15 protein-coding genes and 1 riboswitch are annotated in these 18,427 nt (G+C 75.2%); of the genes, 2 read left to right on the forward strand and 13 right to left on the reverse strand.

The window, feature by feature from the left end:
- Positions 1-3: 3 nt before the first annotated feature.
- The 13 genes from cobA to ACZ6N8_RS17165 form a co-directional block, all read right to left on the reverse strand.
- Positions 4-1,635 (reverse strand): uroporphyrinogen-III C-methyltransferase, encoded by a 1,632-nt coding sequence (cobA, locus tag ACZ6N8_RS17105; RefSeq protein ID WP_466010939.1) that lies wholly within the window; start codon positions 1,633-1,635, stop codon positions 4-6.
- Positions 1,632-2,228 (reverse strand): precorrin-8X methylmutase, encoded by a 597-nt coding sequence (locus tag ACZ6N8_RS17110; RefSeq protein WP_466010941.1) that lies wholly within the window; start codon positions 2,226-2,228, stop codon positions 1,632-1,634. The genes cobA and ACZ6N8_RS17110 overlap by 4 nt, the downstream gene beginning before the upstream one ends.
- Positions 2,225-2,422 (reverse strand): DUF362 domain-containing protein, encoded by a 198-nt coding sequence (locus ACZ6N8_RS17115; RefSeq protein ID WP_466010942.1) that lies wholly within the window; start codon positions 2,420-2,422, stop codon positions 2,225-2,227. The genes ACZ6N8_RS17110 and ACZ6N8_RS17115 overlap by 4 nt, the downstream gene beginning before the upstream one ends.
- A complete protein-coding gene (cobJ, locus tag ACZ6N8_RS17120; RefSeq protein WP_466010944.1) occupies positions 2,410-4,137 on the reverse strand; it encodes a precorrin-3B C(17)-methyltransferase in 1,728 nt (575 codons plus the stop codon). The genes ACZ6N8_RS17115 and cobJ overlap by 13 nt, the downstream gene beginning before the upstream one ends.
- Positions 4,134-5,351: a precorrin-6y C5,15-methyltransferase (decarboxylating) subunit CbiE gene (cbiE, locus tag ACZ6N8_RS17125; protein ID WP_466010945.1), complete on the reverse strand. Its 1,218-nt coding sequence runs from the start codon at positions 5,349-5,351 to the stop codon at positions 4,134-4,136. The genes cobJ and cbiE overlap by 4 nt, the downstream gene beginning before the upstream one ends.
- A complete protein-coding gene (locus ACZ6N8_RS17130) occupies positions 5,348-6,499 on the reverse strand; it encodes a cobalt-precorrin-5B (C(1))-methyltransferase (RefSeq protein ID WP_466010947.1) in 1,152 nt (383 codons plus the stop codon). Before ACZ6N8_RS17130 ends, cbiE begins: the two co-directional genes overlap by 4 nt.
- Complete coding sequence (gene cobM / locus ACZ6N8_RS17135; protein ID WP_466010948.1) at positions 6,496-7,329, reverse strand: precorrin-4 C(11)-methyltransferase; 834 nt, start codon at positions 7,327-7,329, stop codon at positions 6,496-6,498. The genes ACZ6N8_RS17130 and cobM overlap by 4 nt, the downstream gene beginning before the upstream one ends.
- Positions 7,326-8,060 (reverse strand): precorrin-2 C(20)-methyltransferase, encoded by a 735-nt coding sequence (gene cobI / locus ACZ6N8_RS17140; protein ID WP_466010950.1) that lies wholly within the window; start codon positions 8,058-8,060, stop codon positions 7,326-7,328. The genes cobM and cobI overlap by 4 nt, the downstream gene beginning before the upstream one ends.
- On the reverse strand, positions 8,057-9,415 hold the full coding sequence (locus tag ACZ6N8_RS17145) for a cobyrinate a,c-diamide synthase (RefSeq protein ID WP_466010952.1): 1,359 nt from the start codon (positions 9,413-9,415) through the stop codon (positions 8,057-8,059). Before ACZ6N8_RS17145 ends, cobI begins: the two co-directional genes overlap by 4 nt.
- Positions 9,409-10,020 (reverse strand): cob(I)yrinic acid a,c-diamide adenosyltransferase, encoded by a 612-nt coding sequence (cobO, locus tag ACZ6N8_RS17150; protein WP_466010954.1) that lies wholly within the window; start codon positions 10,018-10,020, stop codon positions 9,409-9,411. Before cobO ends, ACZ6N8_RS17145 begins: the two co-directional genes overlap by 7 nt.
- Positions 10,021-10,111: 91 nt before the next feature.
- Positions 10,112-12,310, reverse strand: coding sequence for a VWA domain-containing protein (locus ACZ6N8_RS17155; protein ID WP_466010955.1), 2,199 nt, complete (start codon positions 12,308-12,310; stop codon positions 10,112-10,114).
- Positions 12,307-15,975, reverse strand: a complete 3,669-nt coding sequence (gene cobN, locus ACZ6N8_RS17160) for a cobaltochelatase subunit CobN (RefSeq protein ID WP_466010957.1) — start codon at positions 15,973-15,975, stop codon at positions 12,307-12,309. Before cobN ends, ACZ6N8_RS17155 begins: the two co-directional genes overlap by 4 nt.
- A 264-nt stretch (positions 15,976-16,239) precedes the next feature.
- Positions 16,240-16,416: riboswitch (cobalamin riboswitch) on the reverse strand.
- A 260-nt stretch (positions 16,417-16,676) separates the two neighbouring features.
- Positions 16,677-17,012: a hypothetical protein gene (locus tag ACZ6N8_RS17165; protein ID WP_364364542.1), complete on the reverse strand. Its 336-nt coding sequence runs from the start codon at positions 17,010-17,012 to the stop codon at positions 16,677-16,679.
- A 121-nt stretch (positions 17,013-17,133) separates the two neighbouring features.
- On the opposite strand from ACZ6N8_RS17165, the gene ACZ6N8_RS17170 reads away from it, so the two are divergent.
- Complete coding sequence (locus tag ACZ6N8_RS17170; protein ID WP_466010959.1) at positions 17,134-17,715, forward strand: RNA polymerase sigma factor; 582 nt, start codon at positions 17,134-17,136, stop codon at positions 17,713-17,715.
- The gene (locus ACZ6N8_RS17175; protein WP_466010961.1) at positions 17,708-18,415 is read left to right on the forward strand and encodes a hypothetical protein; all 708 of its coding nucleotides are present in this window, start codon (positions 17,708-17,710) and stop codon (positions 18,413-18,415) included. Before ACZ6N8_RS17170 ends, ACZ6N8_RS17175 begins: the two co-directional genes overlap by 8 nt.
- Positions 18,416-18,427: the final 12 nt, after the last annotated feature.

Here is an 18,427-nt window from a genome sequence, read left to right on the forward strand (position 1 = left end):
CCGTCAGCCCGTCGGCCCGGTGGTCGTGAGCGCGACCACCGGGCCGAGCACGAAGACGGCGGGCGGGCGGATGTCCTCCCGGGCCGCGACCGCGCCGATCTCGTCCAGCCGGGCGGGCACCGACCGCTGGCCCGGGTGTCCCGCGTCCTGCACCGCGAGCACCGGGGTCTGCGGGGCGCGTCCGTGCTCGACCAGCACCGCCGCGATCTTGGCGATGGTGTCGACTGCCATCAGCAGCACGACGGTGCCCCGGGAGCGGGCCAGCGCCGCCCAGTCGACGAGCGAGTCGGGGTGCCCGGGCGGCAGATGCCCGGACACGACCGTGACGTCGTGCGCCACACCCCTGTGCGTCACCGGCACGCCGGCCAGGGCCGGCGCGGCGAGGGCGCTGCTCACCCCGGGGACCACGGTCACCGGCACACCGGCCGCCGCGCATGCCTGCACCTCCTCGTGGCCGCGTCCGAAGACGTACGGGTCGCCGCCCTTGAGCCGGACCACCCGGCGGCCGGCGCGGGCGTGTGCCACCAGGGCCGCGTTTATCGCGTCCTGGGACATTGACGGGCCCCGGGGCACCTTCGCGGCGTCGACCACGAGCACGTCGGGGCGCAGCGCGGCGAGCAGCCCCTGCGGGGCGAGGCGGTCGACGACGACCACGTCCGCCGCGTCGAGCAGCGCCTGTCCGCGTACCGTGATGAGGTCGTCGGGTCCCGGCCCGCCGCCCACCACGGCGACCGACCCCCGGTCGTGGCGGTGGTGGTCGTGCCCGTGGTGATGGTGGTGGTGGCCGACCGGGTCGTCGGGGTGGTCGTGCGGTTGCTGCGGGCGGCCCACCTTGTCGGCGAAGCCGGGCATCAACACCCGGTACGCGCAGGTGTCGCAGTTCATCCGGATGTCCCCACCGAGCGCCTCGGCGTGGCGTTCGAGCACCAGATCCGCGAGGGCGTCGCAGTCGCCGATCACCTCGGCGACACGGACGTCGAGGTCGGGGTGGGCGGCGGCGAACTCCGCCGACTGGGCCACGATCCGGTCCGGCAGCACCCCGGCGAACAGGAAGTACGGGGCGACGACGATCCGCCGCGCGCCGAGGCGGCGCAGCCGTTCCAGCACGGCCGGCACCGACGGCTCGGCCAGGGAGACGAATCCCGGTTCGACGCCCGCGTAGCCGCGTCCCTCCCAGAGCAGCCGGGCGACCTTGGCCACCTCGGCGTTGGCGTCCGGGTCGGTGGACCCCCGCCCGATCAACGCGACAGACGTGCCGGCCCGGTCGGCGCCGGCCAGTGCCGCGTCGATGCGCTGTTCGAGGGCGTCGTGCAGCAGCGGGTGGGGGCCGAGCGGACGGCCGTAGCGGTAGGTCAGCCCGGGATGACGCTCCTGCTCACGGGCCATCGCGGCGGGAATGTCGCCCTTGCCGTGCCCGGCGGCGGTGAGCACCAGCGGCAACGCCACAAGCGCCCGGTGCCCGCGTGCGACGAGCGCGCCGACCGCGTCGGTGAGCGGCGGGCGGGACAGCTCGATGAAGCCGCCCTCGACATCGCCGACCTCGCCGCGGCGGCGGACCCGCTCGACGAGCGCGGCGAACTGGTCGACCCCGGCCGCGCTGCGCGTACCGTGCCCGACGATCACCAATCCGGTCATGACTTCTCCTCGACGTAGAGCAGGGCGTTGAGGGCGGCGGCGGCGACCGCCGAGCCACCCTTCTCGCCCACGTTGGACACGGCGGGCAGGCCGCTGGCCCGCAGCGCCGCCTTCGACTCGGCGGCGCCCACGAAGCCGACAGGCAGGCCGACAACCAGCGCCGGCGCGGCGTCCACTGTGAGCAGTTCGACGAGCGCGGTGGGCGCGCAGCCGACCACCCAGACCGCGCCGGGTCCGACCCGGGTCCGGGCGATCCGCACGGCCGCGGCCGAGCGGGTGATGCCCGCGGCGCGGCTCAGTTCAGCGGCGGCCGGCTCGGCGACCGGGCAGACCAGTTCCAGGCCGGCCCGGGTGATGCCGGCGGCGACCATCGCCACGTCCGTGACCACTGGTACGCCGGCGCGCAGCGCGGCCAGGCCCGACTCCAGGGCGGTCTCGTCGCAGACGAGGTCGTCGACGTACGCCAGGTCGGCGCTGGCGTGCACCACCCGTTCGGTCACGGCGCGGCTCAGCGGCGGCAGGTGCGACAGGTCGACGCGCTCGCGCAGGATGCGGTACGACTCCACCTCGATCGGGTGCGCCACCCGGCTCATCGGGTTCCTCCACGCCTGTCGGGGTCGAGCACGCGTATCGCGTCGACCGGGCAGATCTCCAGGCACTCCAGGCAGCCGGTGCAGCGGTCGGCGCGGACCGCCAGGCCGCCGGGGACCGGCCGGATCGCGTGCGTGGGGCAGGTGAGCAGGCAGGCGCCGCAGCCCTGGCACGCGCCGATCGTCACGAGCGCCACCGGTACCCCCGGGGCGTGACCATCCGGCCGGCGACCACTCTCGTGTCGCTGCTGCCGACCACCACGACGCTGTACATGTCGACGATCCCCGTGGCGAGGGTCGCCAGGGTGGCCAGATGTACCCGCTCGCCGGGGCGGCTGGCGTTGCGCACCACGCCGACAGGGGTGTCCGGTGGCCGGTGCGCGGCGAGGATGCCGAGCGCCTTGCCGAGCTGCCAGTCGCGCGCCCGGCTGCGCGGGTTGTAGAACAGCGTCACGAAGTCTCCCTCGGCAGCCGCCGTCACCCGCCGCTCGATGACCTCCCACGGGGTGTGCAGGTCGGACAGGCTCACGTAGGCGTGGTCGTGGCCGAGGGGAGCGCCGAGTAGCGCGCCGGCGGCGAGGGCTGCCGTCACCCCGGGCACGCCCACCACGTCGATGCGCTCGTCGGCGTACTCCATTGCGGGGCTGGCCATCGCGTACACCCCGGCGTCGCCCGATCCGATCAGCGCGACCGCGCGGCCGGCGGCGGCCTCGGCGACGGCGGCGCGTGCCCGCTCCTCCTCCGCGCCCAGCCCGCTGGACAGCACCCGGGTGCCCGGGCGCAGCACGTCGCGGACCTGGTCGAGGTACTGGTCCAGGCCGACCACCACCGCGGCGCGGCGCAGCTCGGCGACCGCGCGCGGGGTGCGCAGGTCGGCGGCGCCCGGCCCGAGCCCCACCACGGCGAGCCGGCCGCGCGGCGCGTGCCGCGCCACCGCCACGGTGGCCATCGCCGACGCGGTCTTGCCGACCAGCAGCGTGGCGTCGTCGGCCCGGCCGTGCGGGCCGAGCAGCGCGGCGGCCTCCGCGACGCTCGGCGTGCCGACCGCGGCGCGGACCACCTCGCTGGGGTGTGGCACGTCGACCGCCGCGAGCCGCGTCGCCGGCCAGGTCACCAGGGGTACGCCGAGCGCGTCGGCGGTGTCGCGGATGCCCGCCTCGTCGGCCTTGACGTCGGCGCTGGCCAGGCTGCCCAGGCTCGCCGGGTCGAGGCCTGCCTCGGCCAGCACCCGGTGCAGCAGCTCGGCCACCTCGGCGGCCGGTACGCCCCGACTCGCGCCCACCCCGGCGACAAGCGACGGGGGCCGCAGCACGGCGGTCCGCCCGTCGAGCGGCACCACCCGGTCGGTGACCAGCAGCCGGTACCCGTCGTCAGGCGTGTCCTCGTCGGTGACGCGCACGTTCGGGGGCAGGGCGGGCAGCGGCCAGTCGGCGTCGGCGACCAGCCGGACCGGCTCACCGTCCAGGATGGCCCGGGACACCGCGGCGACGGCGCCCCGCACCGGCCAGCCGAGGGTGTCCAGTCCCGGCAGGTCGACCGCGTCGGTGGCCGTGGTGATCACCGGGCGGGCGTCCAGCAGGGCGCCCACGGCCTCGGCGAGAGCGTTGCCGCCGCCGGCGTGCCCGCCGAGCAGGGCCACCGCGTGCCGGGCCGCCTCGTCGACGACCACCACCGCCGGGTCGGTGCGCTTGTCGTCGAGCAGCGGCGCGAGGATCCGTACCACCGCGCCGGTGGCCAGGAACGCGATCACGGCGTCGCACTCCGCCCAGGCGCCGCGCAGCGCGTCGGCGACGGTCTCCCCCTCGATGAGGCGGGCGTGCGGCCAGGCGGCGGTGACGGTGTCGGCGTGCCGCCGGCCGGCGGCGGTGGCCGCCACCAGGCCGATGCGGGCCGGCGGGTTCTGGTCGGTCACTGGCGCTCCCCGGTGAGGACGACCACCGGGTTGGTGGCCGCGAGGCGGATGGACCCGCCGGGCAGGTCGGCGAGGCGGGCGGCGGAGAGCTGGCAGCCGTCGACCGTGTAGCCGGCGGCGCGCAGCAGGCCCACGGCCGGCCCGACCCGGTCCAGGGCGGCCAGGGTGGCCACCACCCGGTCCGGTCGGCGGGATGCCACGGCGGCGAGGACGTCGGCCCCGCCACCGCCGACGAAGACCGCGTCCGGCTCGGGCAACCCGGCCAGCGCCTCCGGCGCCCGCCCGACGACCAGCCGGACGTCGACGGCGTGCGCGGCGGCGTTCGCCCGGATCGTCGCTGCGGAGTCGGCGTCCCGTTCGACGGCGAGCACTGCCGCGCCCAGCGACGCGCACTCGATGCCCACCGAGCCGCTGCCCGCGCCGACGTCCCAGATCAGCCGGCCGAGGCGGGGACGCAACCGGGCGACGACGAGGGCGCGCACCTCCGACTTGGTGATCATCGAGGCGCGGTGGGCGTACCTGGTCTCCGGCAGCGCCCACCCGTGGGCGGGGGCGGCGGCGGGCTGGTTGTCCGACCGCATGGCGCCGGCGTCGGCCGCGTCGGCGATGCTGAGCAGCACGTGCGGGTCGGACCAGGTCTCGGCAGCCGCCTGCTCGGGCGTCACCTCGCGGACCCGTTCGGCGTCGGTGCCCAGGTGCTCGGCGACGAGCAGGCGGCGGGACCAGCCGAGCAGGCCGGCGCCCAGCTCGGCCGCACCGGCGCCGGGCGCGGTGAGTACGGCGACAAGCGGCAGCGCCCGGCAGGCGTTGACCGCGGCCCGGGGGTCACGCCCGTGCGCGGTGACCACGACGGCGCCGTCCCAGGGCAGCCCGGCGCGGGCGAACGCGGCGGCCACACTGGACACCGCGGGCACCACCCGCAGCGGCAGCCCGGCCACCCGCAGCCGCCTGACGATGCCGAACAGGCCGGGATCCCCGCTGGCCAGCACGACGGCCGGCACGCCTGCGGCGACAGCCCCGGTCAACCGCCGCACGGCGGGGGCGAGCGGCCCGAGGGCGACGGTGTCGGCGCCGGCCGGTACGGGCACCGAGGCCAGGTGCCGGGCGGCCCCGACGACCAGCCCGGCGGCGGCCAGCACCGGCGCGAGCGCGGGGTGCGGCGGGGCGCCGGCGGCGTCCAGACCGACCACCGTGACGCCTGTCGCCGGGGTCATCGGGGCCGCCGGCCGGACGAGGCCACCACCTGCGAGCCGGTGAAGTCGACCATCGCCACGTCGACGGTGACCGTCGGCCCGGCGAAGCGCCGCAGCACCTGACGGACCCGGTGGCAGAGCAGATCCCCCGCCGGAGCGAGCAGTCCGGCGGCCTCCCACAGCTCGTACGCGTGCCGCCCGGTGTTCGCCTCGGTCACGGCCGCGACCAGCGCCGGGTCACCGCCGGCCTCGGCGGTCACCGCGCCGAGCAGGGAGAGGTCCACTGTGGAGCGCGTGTAGTGGGTCATCAGGATTCCCGCCGCGAGTTTGGCCAGTTTGCCGGCCATGCCGACGAAGACCACAGCGGTCATGTCGTCACCCACGGCGGCGGTCACCGCCGCTCCGGTGAAGTCGCCGACCTCGACGAAGCACACCTCGGGCAGGTCCGGCAGCAGCGCGCGGGCGGCCCGCTCGGTACGCCCGCCGGTGCACAGCACCACTGTCCGCTCGCCCTGGGCGGCCATCACGTGCACCGCCTGCACCACGCTGGCCCGCCAGGAGGCGGTGGAGAAGGGCCGCACGATCCCCGTCGTGCCGAGGATCGAGATGCCGCCCACGATGCCGAGCCGCCGGTTTGTCGTCTTGCGGGCCATGATCTCGCCCCGGGGCACGCTGATCACCACGCGGACGCCGACCTCGCCCAGGTCGACCACCTCGGCGACCGCCTCGCCGATCATCAGGCGAGGGGTGTCGTTGATCGCCGGACCGCCGACGGTGAGCCCGAGACCGGGCTTGGTGACGGTGCCGACGCCGGCGCCGCCGGCGAGGCGCAGTCCGGGCACGTCGGTCCAGTCCACGGTGGCGGTCAGCTCGGCACCGTGGGTGACGTCCGGGTCGTCGCCGGCGTCCTTGACGACCACCGCCTCGGCGCGCACCGGTGGGGTGCCGGTCACCTCGCAGCGTTCGACAGGGAAGCGCACCCGCCGCCCGGCGGGCAGCCCGATCTCCACCTCCGGCTGCACCTCGCCGGTGACCAGCGCGGTGACCGCGGCCTTCGCCGCCGCCGTCGCGCAGGCGCCCGTGGTCCAGCCGGTGCGCAGCGCGGTGGGCCGGACCTTCGCGGTACGCGGCAGGTCCGGCTCGCGCAGCGGCGGCTCGGCGTACGTCACTGTGTGCCTGTTCCTCCGGCGCGGGAGCCGGCCTGTCGGCGCAGCTCGGCGCGGGCGGCCGGCTCGGCCCGGCGGAAGGTGTGGAAGTGCCCGGGGTGGTACAGGTGCGAGCGGGTGCCCTCGGCGGCCAGGGCCGGCCCGACCAGGAAGAGTGTGTGCTTCCACAGCCTGTGCTGTTTCACAGTCGCCTCCAGGGTGCCGACAGTGCAGCGCACCACCAGCTCGTCCGGCCAGGTCGCCTGGTACGCCACCACGGCCGGGGTCGTCGCCGGGTAGCCGCCGGCCAGCAGCTCGGCCTGCACCTGACCGGACCGGGCGGCGGAGAGGAACAGCGCCATCGTGGTGCCGTGCCGGGCGAAGTCGCGGACCCGCTCACCGGGCGGCATGGGGGTCCTGCCACCTTCGAGGCGGGTGAGGATCACCGACTGGGCGACCTCGGGGACTGTCAGCTCCCGACCGACGATCGCCGCGACGGCGGTGAACGACGACACCCCGGGCACGATCTCGACGGCCAGGCCGAGTGCCCGGCACAGGTCCAGTTGCTCCTGCACCGCGCCCCAGAGGGCCGGGTCGCCGGAGTGGATCCGCGCCACCGTCAGCCCCTGCTCGGCGGCCCGCCGGTAGAGCGGCAGCACCCCCTCGATGGGCAGCTGCGACGAGTCGACGATCTCCGCGTCGGGGCGGGCGTGGGCCAGGACGTCGGCGTGCACCAGGCTGGCCGCCCAGATCACGATGTCGGCCTCGGCGATCACCCGGGCCGCCCGCAGGGTCAGCAGGTCCGCCGCGCCGGGGCCGGCCCCGACGAACCACACAGTGCCGTCGCTGGTCACAGCTTTCCTCCTCGGTGCTCGCGGCGGGCGGGGACCAGCAGCGTCGACAGGTACGGCAGGTCGTGGTCGGTGTCGTCGACAGGTCCGACGTGTTCGCCGGGTAGGCCGAGGCCGCGGCCGAGCACCGCGTCGTCGAGGCGGCCCTGCCGGCGTAGCTCGGCGAGCAGTTCCGGGTGACGCCGCCAGCCCTTGTAGGTGACCACGGTGCCCGGCCCGGCGAGGGCGTCGGCGAACAGCGCCAGGCCGGCGGTGGCCGGCAGCAGGGTGAGCGGTTCGCGTCCCTCGCAGAGCGGGACGCCGCTGCGCGATGCCAGCTCCTGCATCGCGGTCACTCCCGGCACGGTCGCCACCCGCACCGTCGGGCGTACCGCCCGGACGCTCTGCGCCAGGTAGCCGAAGGTGGAGTAGACGTTCGGGTCGCCGATGGTGGCGAAGGCCACCGACTGCCCGCCGCCGTCGATCGTCTCGACCACCGCGCGGGCGGCGGCGTCCCAGGCGGCCGTCCGTCGGGCGGTCACCCCACCCCTGTCGTCCAGGGCGAACGGCAGCCGGCGCAGCCGGTCCGCCGCCACGTACTCCCGCACTGTCGCCTCGGCCCGCCCGGTGTCCGGTCGGTCAGCCACCACGGGTACGAACACCGCGTCGGCCTCGCGCAGGATCCGCACCGCCCTGACGGTGAGCAGTTCGGGGTCTCCCGGCCCGACCCCGACCCCGGTCAGCGTGGCGTTCATCGGCACGCCTCGACCAGTCGGCGGGCCGCGTCGGGGTGCCCGGCCCAGTGGGTGTGCAGGTAGGACGCGTGGACCCGACCGGTGACGAAGCCGTGTCCGGTGCCGTCCCACCGCCACGCCGGCGTCTCGCCGTACCGGGGGTCGGTGGTGGTGCGGTGGAACTCGTGGCCGCGTACCGGCTGACCGGCGCGGGCCACCGGGGAGTCGGCCACTGCCACGGCCTCGCGGTAGCCGAGGGTGAGGCGGCCTGTCATCCGGGCGGTCAGGTCCAACCTGCCGCACATCGGTACGCCGTCCAGGGACCGCCCGAGGTAGAGCAGCCCGGCGCACTCGGCGACGATCGGCCCGTCGAAGTCGGCCAGCTCGGCGCGGAGCGTCGCGTTGCCGGCCAGCGCCTGGGCGTACGCCTCGGGGAACCCGCCGCCGATCAGCACCGCGCGGGTGCCGGTGGGCAGCGCCGGGTCACGCAGCGGGTCGACGGTGACCACGTCCGCACCGGCGGCGGTGAGCAGTTCGGCGGTCTCCGCGTACGAGAAGGTGAAGGCCGGACCACCGGCGAGCGCGACCCGTGGGCGCTCGACGCCGCCCGGCCCGCCGACGGCGGCCACCGGATCCCAGGCCGGGGCGGTCAGCGGTGCGGCGCTGCGGGCCAGGTCGAGCACCGCGTCGAGGTCTACTGTGGCCTCGACGAGTTCGGCCAGGGCGGTGACGATCGCCAGGGACTCGGGCGCCCGCTCGGCGACCGGGACCAGCCCGAGGTGCCGGGCCGGGGCGGCGACCTCGGCGGCGCGGGTGACCGCCCCGAGCACCGGTACGCCCACCTCGGCGAGGGCGTCGCGCAGCAGCGTCTCGTGCCGGGGCGAGCCGACCCGGTTGAGGATGACCCCGCCGATCCGCACCGCCGGGTCGAAGGCGGCCATGCCGAGGGTCAGCGCGGCGGCCGAGCGGCCCTGCGCGGTGGTGTCGAGGACGAGCAGCACCGGCGCGTCGATGAGCCGGGCGACGTGCGCGGTGGAGGCGAAGTCGCGGCGGCCGACCGCGCCGTCGTGCAGGCCCATGACGCCCTCCACCACGGCGACGTCGGCGGGTGTGGGGACGCTCGCGCCGTGCCACAGCAGCGGCGCGATGCGCTGCGCGCCGACCAGGAACGGGTCGAGGTTGCGTCCGGGGCGGCCGGCGGCGAGGGCGTGGTAGCCCGGGTCGATGTAGTCCGGGCCGACCTTGTGCGGGCTGACCGTCAGGCCGCGTCGGCGCAGCGCGGCGAGCAGCCCGGTGGCGACAGTCGTCTTGCCGTGGCCGCTGGCCGGCGCGGCGACCACCACCCGGGGCAGCGGCCACGGCTCGGCGCTCACCATTCGATGCCCTTCTGGCCCTTCTGACCGGCGTCCATCGGGTGCTTGACCTTGGTCAGCTCGGCGACCAGGTCGGCGGCGGCGACCAGGCGCGGGTCGGCGTCCCGGCCGGTGATCACGACGTGTTGGAAGCCGGGCCGGTCGGTCAGGGTGGCGACCACCTCGTCGACGTCCACCCAGCCCCATTTCATCGGGTAGGTGAACTCGTCGAGCACGTACAGCCCGTACCGCTCGGCGGCCAGGTCGCGCTGGATCTGCCGCCAGCCCTCCAGGGCGTCGGCGGCGTGGTCGGCGTCGCCGCCGCGCTGGATCCAGGACCAGCCCTCACCCATCTTGTGCCAGGTGACCGGGGCGCCCTGGCCGGTACGTTCGTGCACCTCGCCGAGCGCGCGGAAGGCGTTCTCCTCCCCCACCCGCCACTTGGCGCTCTTGACGAACTGGAACACCCCGACCGGCAGCCCGGCCGTCCACGCCCGCAGGGCCAACCCGAAGGCTGCCGTCGACTTGCCCTTCATCTGTCCGGTGTGGACGATCAGCAGTGGCCGGTGCCGCCGCTGCCGGGTGGTCAACCCGTCAGCGGGCACCTGACTCGGCTGTCCCTGCGGCATCAGCGTTCCCCCGTCGTGACCACGCCCACCAACACGCTCCCGTTCTCCGCGATCTTGCGGTTTCTGTCGGTCATCCGCGCACGTCGTCCTGTCATGTCGCCACCGGGATCGCACGATCGCGGGGGTGGGGATGGGTGAGGGAGGCCAGGGGGTGCAGGGGGGCGTCGAGCTGGGTGGCGAGGCGGGCGGCCAAATCGAGCCGGACCGGGCCGGTCTCGCAGTCGACGACCACGCAGGGGGCGCGCGTCGCCGCCAGGACCTGTGCCGCCGCCGCCGCGCGGTCAAGCGGGCGGGTGCCGGCTGTGGCCCGGCCGTCGGTGACGATCAGCACCAGCGGGCGACGCTTCGGGTCGCGCAGGCGCTCCGTCCGCAGCAGGTCCGCGGCGGCGAGCAGGCCCTCGGCCAGCGGCGTCCGCCCACCCGTGGGCAGCTCCGCCAGCCGGGTCGACGCGGCCAGCACCGACGAGGTGGCCGGCAGCAGCGTCCGCGCGTCGGCGCCCCGGAAGGCGACCACTGCGACCTTGTCCCGCCGCTGGTAGGCGTCGGTGAGCAGGGCCAGCACCGCGTCCTTCACTGTCGCCATCCGTTGACGGGCGCCCATCGAACCGCTGGCGTCCACCACGAACAGCACCAGGTTGCCCTCGCGACCCTCGCGCACCGCCTCGCGGACGTCGTCGCCGCGCAACCGCAGCGGCCCGGCGAGCCGCCCCCGGGCGGCCTGGTGCGGGGCGGCCGCCCGGACCGTCGCCGCGAGGTGCAGCGCCCCGACCCGACCCGCCGGCACCCGCGCGCCGGTGGTGCGGCCCCTCCCGGTGCGGGCCCGTGACCGCCGGCCGGGCACCCCGTCACCCACGCCGGGCGCGGTGAGCAGCCGCGCCCGCAACCCACCACGGGGTACGGCCACCGGCTGAGCGCCCGCCGGGGCGTACGCCCCGGCACGGCTCGGGTCGCCGTCGACCGACCCGCCGGCCATGTCATCGCCTCCGGCGCCGCGCCGGCCCCCGTCCCGATCGGAGCCGCCCCCGTCGTCACTGCCGTCCTGCGGCCACCCACCGTCCCGATCGTCTCGTCCCTGAGGACCCGTGTCGCCGACTGCCGACTGCCCGGCCCTGCCCCGCCCGGGATCGGTCCGGTCCCGGTCACCGCCCGGGCCGCTCCCGTCGGGGTCGCGTCCCTCGCTGTCGCCGCCCGGGCCGCCGCCTCCTCGTGGACCGCCGCCGTCCGGGCCGCTGTCGGTGGGGCCGGCGTCGTCCGGGTCGTCGTCGGGGTGGGCGTCCTGGGCCTGCCGCAACGCCTCGTCGAGGCGCTCCTCGTCAAGCCCCGGCGTGTCGAACGGGTCGCGGCGGCGGCGGTGCGGCAGCGCCAGCCGGGCGGCCACCCGTACGTCGTCGATGGTGACCCGGTCCCGGCCGAGCCAGGCGGCGTGCGCCAGGGCCGTGCGGGCCGTGACGATGTCGGCGCGCATCCCGTCCACGTCGAACGCCGCGCACACCTCGGCGATCTGCCGCAGCGCGGCGTCCGGCAGTCGTACCCCGGGGAGCCGGCGGCGGGCGGCGGCCACCTGCCGGGCCACGTCGGCGTCGGCGTCGGCCCAGCTGGCGGCGAACCCGGCCGGGTCGGCGTCGGCCGCGAGCCTGCGGCGGACCACCTCGACCCGCACCGCCGGGTCCCGGCTCGCCCCCACCTCGACGGTGAGCCCGAACCGGTCGAGCAGCTGCGGGCGCAACTCCCCCTCCTCCGGGTTCATGGTGCCCACCAGCAGGAACCGGGCCGCGTGGCTGACCGAGACGCCCTCGCGTTCGACGTGGCTGCGGCCCATCGCCGCCGCGTCCAGCAGCAGGTCGACGAGGTGGTCGTGCAGCAGGTTGACCTCGTCGACGTAGAGCACGCCCCGGTGGGCGGCGGCGAGCAGACCCGGCTCGAAGGCGCGTACCCCCTCGCCGATGGCCCTCTCCAGGTCCAGCGACCCGACCACCCGGTCCTCGGCGGCACCGACCGGCAGCTCGACGAGCCGGGCTGGACGGGTCTCGGCGGCCACGTCGACCGGGTGCGGGCCGTCCGGACAGGCCGGGTCGGGCTCGGCCGGGTCACAACCGAACCGGCAGCCGGCGACCCGGCGGACCGGGGGCAGCAGCGCGGCGAGGGCGCGTACGGCCGTCGACTTGGCGGTGCCCTTCTCGCCACGCACGAGGACCCCACCGATCGCCGGGGAGACCGCGTTGAGCAGCAGCGCCAACCGCATGTCGGCCATGCCGAGCACGGCACTGAACGGGTAAGTGACGGCGCTCATGTCCGGTCCTCCAGGTCACCCTCGCTGGCCAGGTACGTATCGCGGAGCCGGTCCAGGGTGGACGGGTCGGGTTCGGCCCACAGCCCCCGGTCCGCGGCCTCCAGCAGCCGCTCGGTGATGCCGCGCAGCGCCCACGGGTTGGACCGCTCCAGGAACTCCCGGGTCGTCTCGTCGAACAGGTACGCGGCGGCCAGGTGCTCGTACATCCAGTCGTCGACGACGCCGGCTGTGGCGTCGTAGCCGAACAGGTAGTCCACTGTGGCGGCCAGCTCGAACGCGCCCTTGTAGCCGTGCCGGCGCATCGCGGCGATCCACTTCGGGTTGACCACCCGGGCCCGGAACACCCGCCGGGTCTCCTCACCCAACGTGCGGGTCCGTACGTCGTGCGGCATCGCCGAGTCACCCACGTACGCCTGCGGGGCGGTGCCGGTGAGGTGGCGGACCATCGCCACCATCCCGCCGTGGTACTGGAAGTAGTCGTCGGAGTCGACGATGTCGTGCTCGCGGGTGTCCTGGTTCTTCACGGCCACCGCGATCCGGGCGAACGAGCGTTCCATGTCGGCGCGTGCCTCCCGCCCGTCCAGGCCCCGGCCGTACGCGTAGCCGCCCCAGACCGCGTACACCTCGGCCAGGTCGGCGTCGTCACGCCAGGTCCGGGCGTCGATCAGGGGCAGCAGACCGGCGCCGTACGCGCCGGGTTTGGAGCCGAAGATCCGGGCGGTGGCCCGCCGCTCGTCGCCGTGTTCGGCGAGGTCGGCGTTGACGTGGGCGCGCAGGTAGTTGTCCGCGTCCGGCTCGTCGAGGACGGCGACCCGTCGGACGGCGTCGTCGAGCAGGGCCACGACGTGCGGGAACGCGTCGCGGAAGAACCCGGAGATGCGCACTGTCACGTCGACGCGGGGTCGGCCCAGCTCGGCGGTCGGCACCACCTCGACGCCGGTGACCCGCCGGGACCGCTCGTCCCAGACCGGTCGGCAGCCCAGCAGCGCGAGCACCTCGGCGATGTCGTCGCCCTGGGTGCGCATCGCGCTGGTGCCCCACACGGTCAACCCCACCGAGCGGGGGTACGCCCCGGTGTCGGCGAGGTGCCGGGCGAGCAGCGAGTCGGCCAGGGCCACGCCGACGTCCCAGGCGTTGCGGCTGGGGATGGCCTTCGGGTCCACGGAGTAGAAGTTGCGGCCGGTGGGCAGCACGTTGACCAGGCCCCGGGTGGGTGAGCCGGAGGGTCCGGGCGGCACGAACCGGCCGTCGAGCGCGCCGAGGGTGTTCGTCAGCTCGTCGGTGGTCCGCGCGAGTCGGGGCACCAGTTCGGTGGCGGCGAAGCGCAGCACCGCGACGGCGTCCGGGATCGGTTGGCCGGTCACCTCGACGACCACGGCGTCGGCGGCGTCCACGTCCCAGTGCAGGGTCTCCATGCCGACGACCAGCCGCCGGGCGAGGGCCTCGATCAGGTCGACGGCGTCGGCGGCGGTGCCGGCCGGCCCGTCCACCGCGTCGGTAAGCGCCGTGGGCACGGCCAGTCGTTCTCCCGGTGCCGCGAGCAGTTCCTGCTCGTCGAGGCCGTAGGCGGCGGCGAGTGCCTGCCGCAGACCGGGCAGGGCGTGGGCGCCGCCCCAGATCTGCGGGGCGCGCAGCACCGCGAGGACCAGGTTGACCCGGGGCCCACCGGTGGGCGCGTCGGCCAGGATGTGCAGTCCGTCGCGGATCTGCACGTCCTTGACCTCGCAGAGGTACCCGTCGAGGTGCAGCACGAACTCGTCGAAGTCGTCCGCGTCGGGCATCGCCTCGGCGTGCAGGTCGTGGTGCAGTTCGGCGGCGCGTACGAGGTCCCAGATCTGCGCCCGCACGGTGGGCACCTTCGCCGGGTCGAGTGCCTGCACTGTCGCGTACTCGTCGAGCAGCTGCTCCAGCTTGGTCAGGTCGCCGTACGTCTCGGCGCGGGCCATGGGCGGCACCAGGTGGTCGACGACCACCGCGTGCGCCCGGCGCTTGGCCTGGGTGCCCTCGCCGGGGTCGTTGACGATGAACGGGTAGACCAGCGGCAGGTCGCCGAGGACCGCGTCGGGTGCGCAGTCGGCGGCCAGGCCGAGGCCCTTGCCGGGCAGCCATTCGAGGGTGCCGTGTTTGCCCAGGTGCACCACGGCGTCCGCGCCGAAGCCGCCGTCCGCGACCGGCGCGGCCAGCCAGCGGTACGCGGCCAGGTAGTGGTGACTCGGCGGCAGGTCCGGGTCGTGGTAGATGGCGATCGGGTTCTCCCCGAAGCCGCGCGGCGGTTGGATGAGCAGCACCACGTTGCCGAAGCGCAGTCCGGCGAGCACGATGTCGCCGCCGTCGGTGTACAGCTCGCCGGGCGGCTCCCCCCAGTGCTCCCGCATCCGATCGCGCAGCTCGGCCGGCACCGCCTCGAACCACCGCAGGTACGTCCGCCCTGGTATCCGGGCCTCGGCGGCGGCCAACTGTTCGGGGGTGAGCCACTCCACGTCGTGCCCGCCCGCGGCGATCAGCGCGTGGATCAGCGCGTCGCCGTCGTCGGGCATTGGCGCGTCGCCCAGGTGGTAGCCGGCCTCGGCGAGCGCGCCGAGCAGCCGGACCGCCGAGACGGGGGTGTCCAGCCCGACGGCGTTGCCGACCCGGGAGTGCTTGGTGGGGTACGAGCTGAGCACAACGGCGATCCGCTTGTCGCCGTTGGGCACGTACCGCAGGCGGGCCTGGCGCACCGCGATCCCGGCGACCCGGGCGGCCCGTTCGGGATCGGCGGCGTAGACGGAGAGGCCATCGGCGTCGATCTGCTTGAACGAGAACGGCACGGTGACGATCCGGCCGTCGAACTCGGGGATGGCCACCTGCATCGCGGCGTCCAACGGGGACAGTCCGGCGTCGCTGCCGGCCCACTGCTCACGGGTGCTGGTGAGGCAGAGCGCCTGGATGACCGGCACGTCCAGGGCGGCGAGGGCTCCCACGTCCCAGGCGTCCTCGGCCCCGCCGCCGGAGGCGTCGGCGGCGACCGCGCCACCCGCGGCGAGGACGGTGACCAGCAGTGCGTCGCAGCGGGTGAACAGCCCGAGCGGTTCGGTGCCGGCGCTCAGCCCGCGCAGCGAGCCGCAGTAGATCGGCAGCGGATTCCCGCCGGCGTCGCGTACCGCGTCGGCGAGCACGTCGACGAATCCGGTGTTGCCGGCCAGGGCGTGTGCCCGGTAGAAGACGATCCCCACTGTCGGCAGGTACGGGTCGGCCAGGTGCGCGCCGTGCACGCCGTACGCCGGTGTGCGTGCCGGCGGGGCGAAGCCCTCGCCTGTGAACAGGACCGTGTCGCCGAGGAACCGGGCGAGCTGCGCCAGGTTGTCCGGCCCGCCCTCGACGAGATACGCCAGGGCCTGGGTGGCCACCCCGGACGGCACCGTGGACAGGGCCATCAGCCCCGCGTCGGGCGTCGCCTCACCGCCGAGCACGACAGTGGGCAGTCCGCTGGCGAGCACCGCGGCGAGCCCGTCGGACCACGCCTGTCGGCCTCCGAGCAGGCGTACGACGGCCAGGTCGACCCCGTCGAGCAGGGCGGGCACCTCGTCGGCCGCGACCCGTGCGGGGTTGGCGAGGCGGTAGTCGGCGTCGCTGGCGCGGGCGGCCAGCAGATCGGTGTCGGCTGTGGAGAGTAGCAGAGTGCGCACGGCAGGCTCCGGACAGTAACGTCCACAGGCTCGCGGAGGCGGCTGTCGACGTGGGATGGGCGCAGCGTTCGGCGGGTACCGCGATCCGGCCGGCTCACCGGCGCGGGGCCGGCGACGACGGGCGACGCGGTACGGAACTCAGCGACGAACGGCGGGAGGGTGCGCGGCTACGGGTGCGGCGAATCGGTCGCCGCTCGGGTCACGACGGTGTTCGTCGGTGACAGAGACGCCCTGCGTCATCGGGTCCTCCTCGGGTGTCCACGCCCTGGGGTACATCCGACGGCCGAAGTATCCTGGCTTCCGGATCGACGCTCTCCCCCGGCCTTCCAACCGCAGACACACGGCCGTGACTCACGAGGGGGGATCGCTCCCCGGTGACAGTGGCGGGACCGCGTCGGATTCGCACCGACTTCCTTCACTGCCGTCAGGCTGCGAATGCTGCCACACCCCTGCGCTGCGGGTCAACGCCGCTCCGACCGGCCGAGCGGGTGTGCGTCACCGATCTTCAGCCGTCGCCGCGACAGCGGATCATCCGACCTCGATACCCCGGATCAATGTCCGACATCCTTTGCTCTGCTTACCGATACGCAACAGAAATTGAGCGTTACTGCCGCGCATCGGTAAGCAGAGCAAAGGATGGGCAGGGCACTCTGGCCCCGCCGCGCTGGCCCGGCGGTGCTGGGCTTCTGGGCAAAGGAGTCTCAGCGGGCGTGGCGCTCCGGGTGGGCCCGGCTCCACACCCGCATCCGCTCGGGGTAGCCGGTACGCCCCGCCTCGTACAGCGGCACCGCGTGCTTGCGGGCGATGGCGCCCGCCGCCCGTGGCGTGCCGGTGCGGCGACGGATCCACTCCCCGTCGTGGGCGATCGCCACCACTGTCGTGTCGGTGGCGGTGGTCTCCGGCTCCAGGTAGAACTCCACCCCCCGCCGGCTGGTGACGAACGCCTCCAGCGCGGCGAGGTCGTCGCGGGTCGCCTCCCGGTCCAGCTTCGTCGGGGTCGCCTCGGCACCCCGTGCCCGCCTACTGAACCAGCCCATGGCCCACCCCTCTCCTCGACGCTCCCCCCAGTGCAGCACCGATTCCTGGCAACACCCTGCACGTCGGATGGGAGCAAGCTGACCCGCGCGCGGATGGAACCCGCAGCCCCCGTGCGGTGTCATGAGGGTGATCGAACCGGAGGCTCCCCTGGACGACCACGTTCTCGTCACCCGCGCCCGGGCAGGTGACCTGGAGGCGTACGACCTCCTGGTCGCCCGGCACACCGCGTCCGCGTACCGGACGGCGGTGCTGCTCGGTGCGGGATCGGACTCCGAGGACATCGTCCAGGAGGCGTTCGTGAAGGCGTACCGCAAACTCGCCCGCTATCGCGGTGAGTCGTCCTTCCGGTCCTGGCTGCTGGCGATCGTCGCCAACGAGACGCGCAACCTGCACCGTACGCGCAGCCGTCGGGAGGGGCTCTTCCTGCGCGCGGTGGCCGCCAGCCCGGCGTCGGAGGCCGCCGAGGACGGGGCGGTCGGCGCGGTCCTCGCCGGGGAACGGCGCGCGGCGCTCGTGGGGGCACTGCGCCAACTTCCGGTACGCGACCGCGAGGTGATCGTCTGCCGGTTCTTCCTCGACCTCAGCGAGGAGGAGACCGTGCAGGCGCTGGGCTGGCCCCGGGGCACGGTGAAGTCACGGACGTCACGGGCGCTGGCGAAACTCCGCGGCCTGCTGGACCGCGAGGAGGTTCGGCATGGATGACCTTGAGAAGGACCTCCGCGACCTCGCCGCCTGGCTGGAGACGCCCGACCCGCCGGACGTGACAGCACGCGTGCGCGCCCGGCTGGCCGCGCCCCGGCGACACCTGTGGCGCGCGTACGCCGCCGCGGCACTCGCCGCCCTGCTGGTGGCGGTGCTGCCGCCGGCACGGGCCGCCGTCGCCGACGCCGTTGGCGGTCTGCTGCGCTTCGCGGGAGTCAGCATCTCCCCGTCGGCGGGCCGGCCCGCCGGCACCCCGTCGCCGTTGCCGTCGCAGCGGACGTCGGCGCTGGACGAGGCGCAACGGGCGGTGCGCTTTCCGATCCGCGTACCGGCGAAGCTCGGCCCGCCCGAGCAGGTGCTTGTCGCCGACCCCGACGCCACCGGGGCCCACCGGGTCGCGACGCTGCTCTACCGAGGGGGCGCGCTGCGCGTCGACGCCTTCGACGGCCGCCTCAACCTGTCGTTCCACAAGGAGACAGTCCGACCGGACGCGGAGTGGGTCCAGGTCAACGGGGACTTCGCCGTCTGGGTCGCCAACCCACACGTCCTGTCCTACGTGGACCGTGCCGGGCAGGTACGCCGGGAGACCGCCCGGCTGGCCGCCTCGACCCTGATCTGGCAGGCGGACGGCGTGAGTTACCGGCTCGAGGGGGACCTCACCAAGCTGGAGGCGATCGACATCGCCCAGTCGATGACGTAGGAACCCGCCGGC

It is taken from the genome of Micromonospora sp. NPDC047521, from assembly GCF_055587305.1.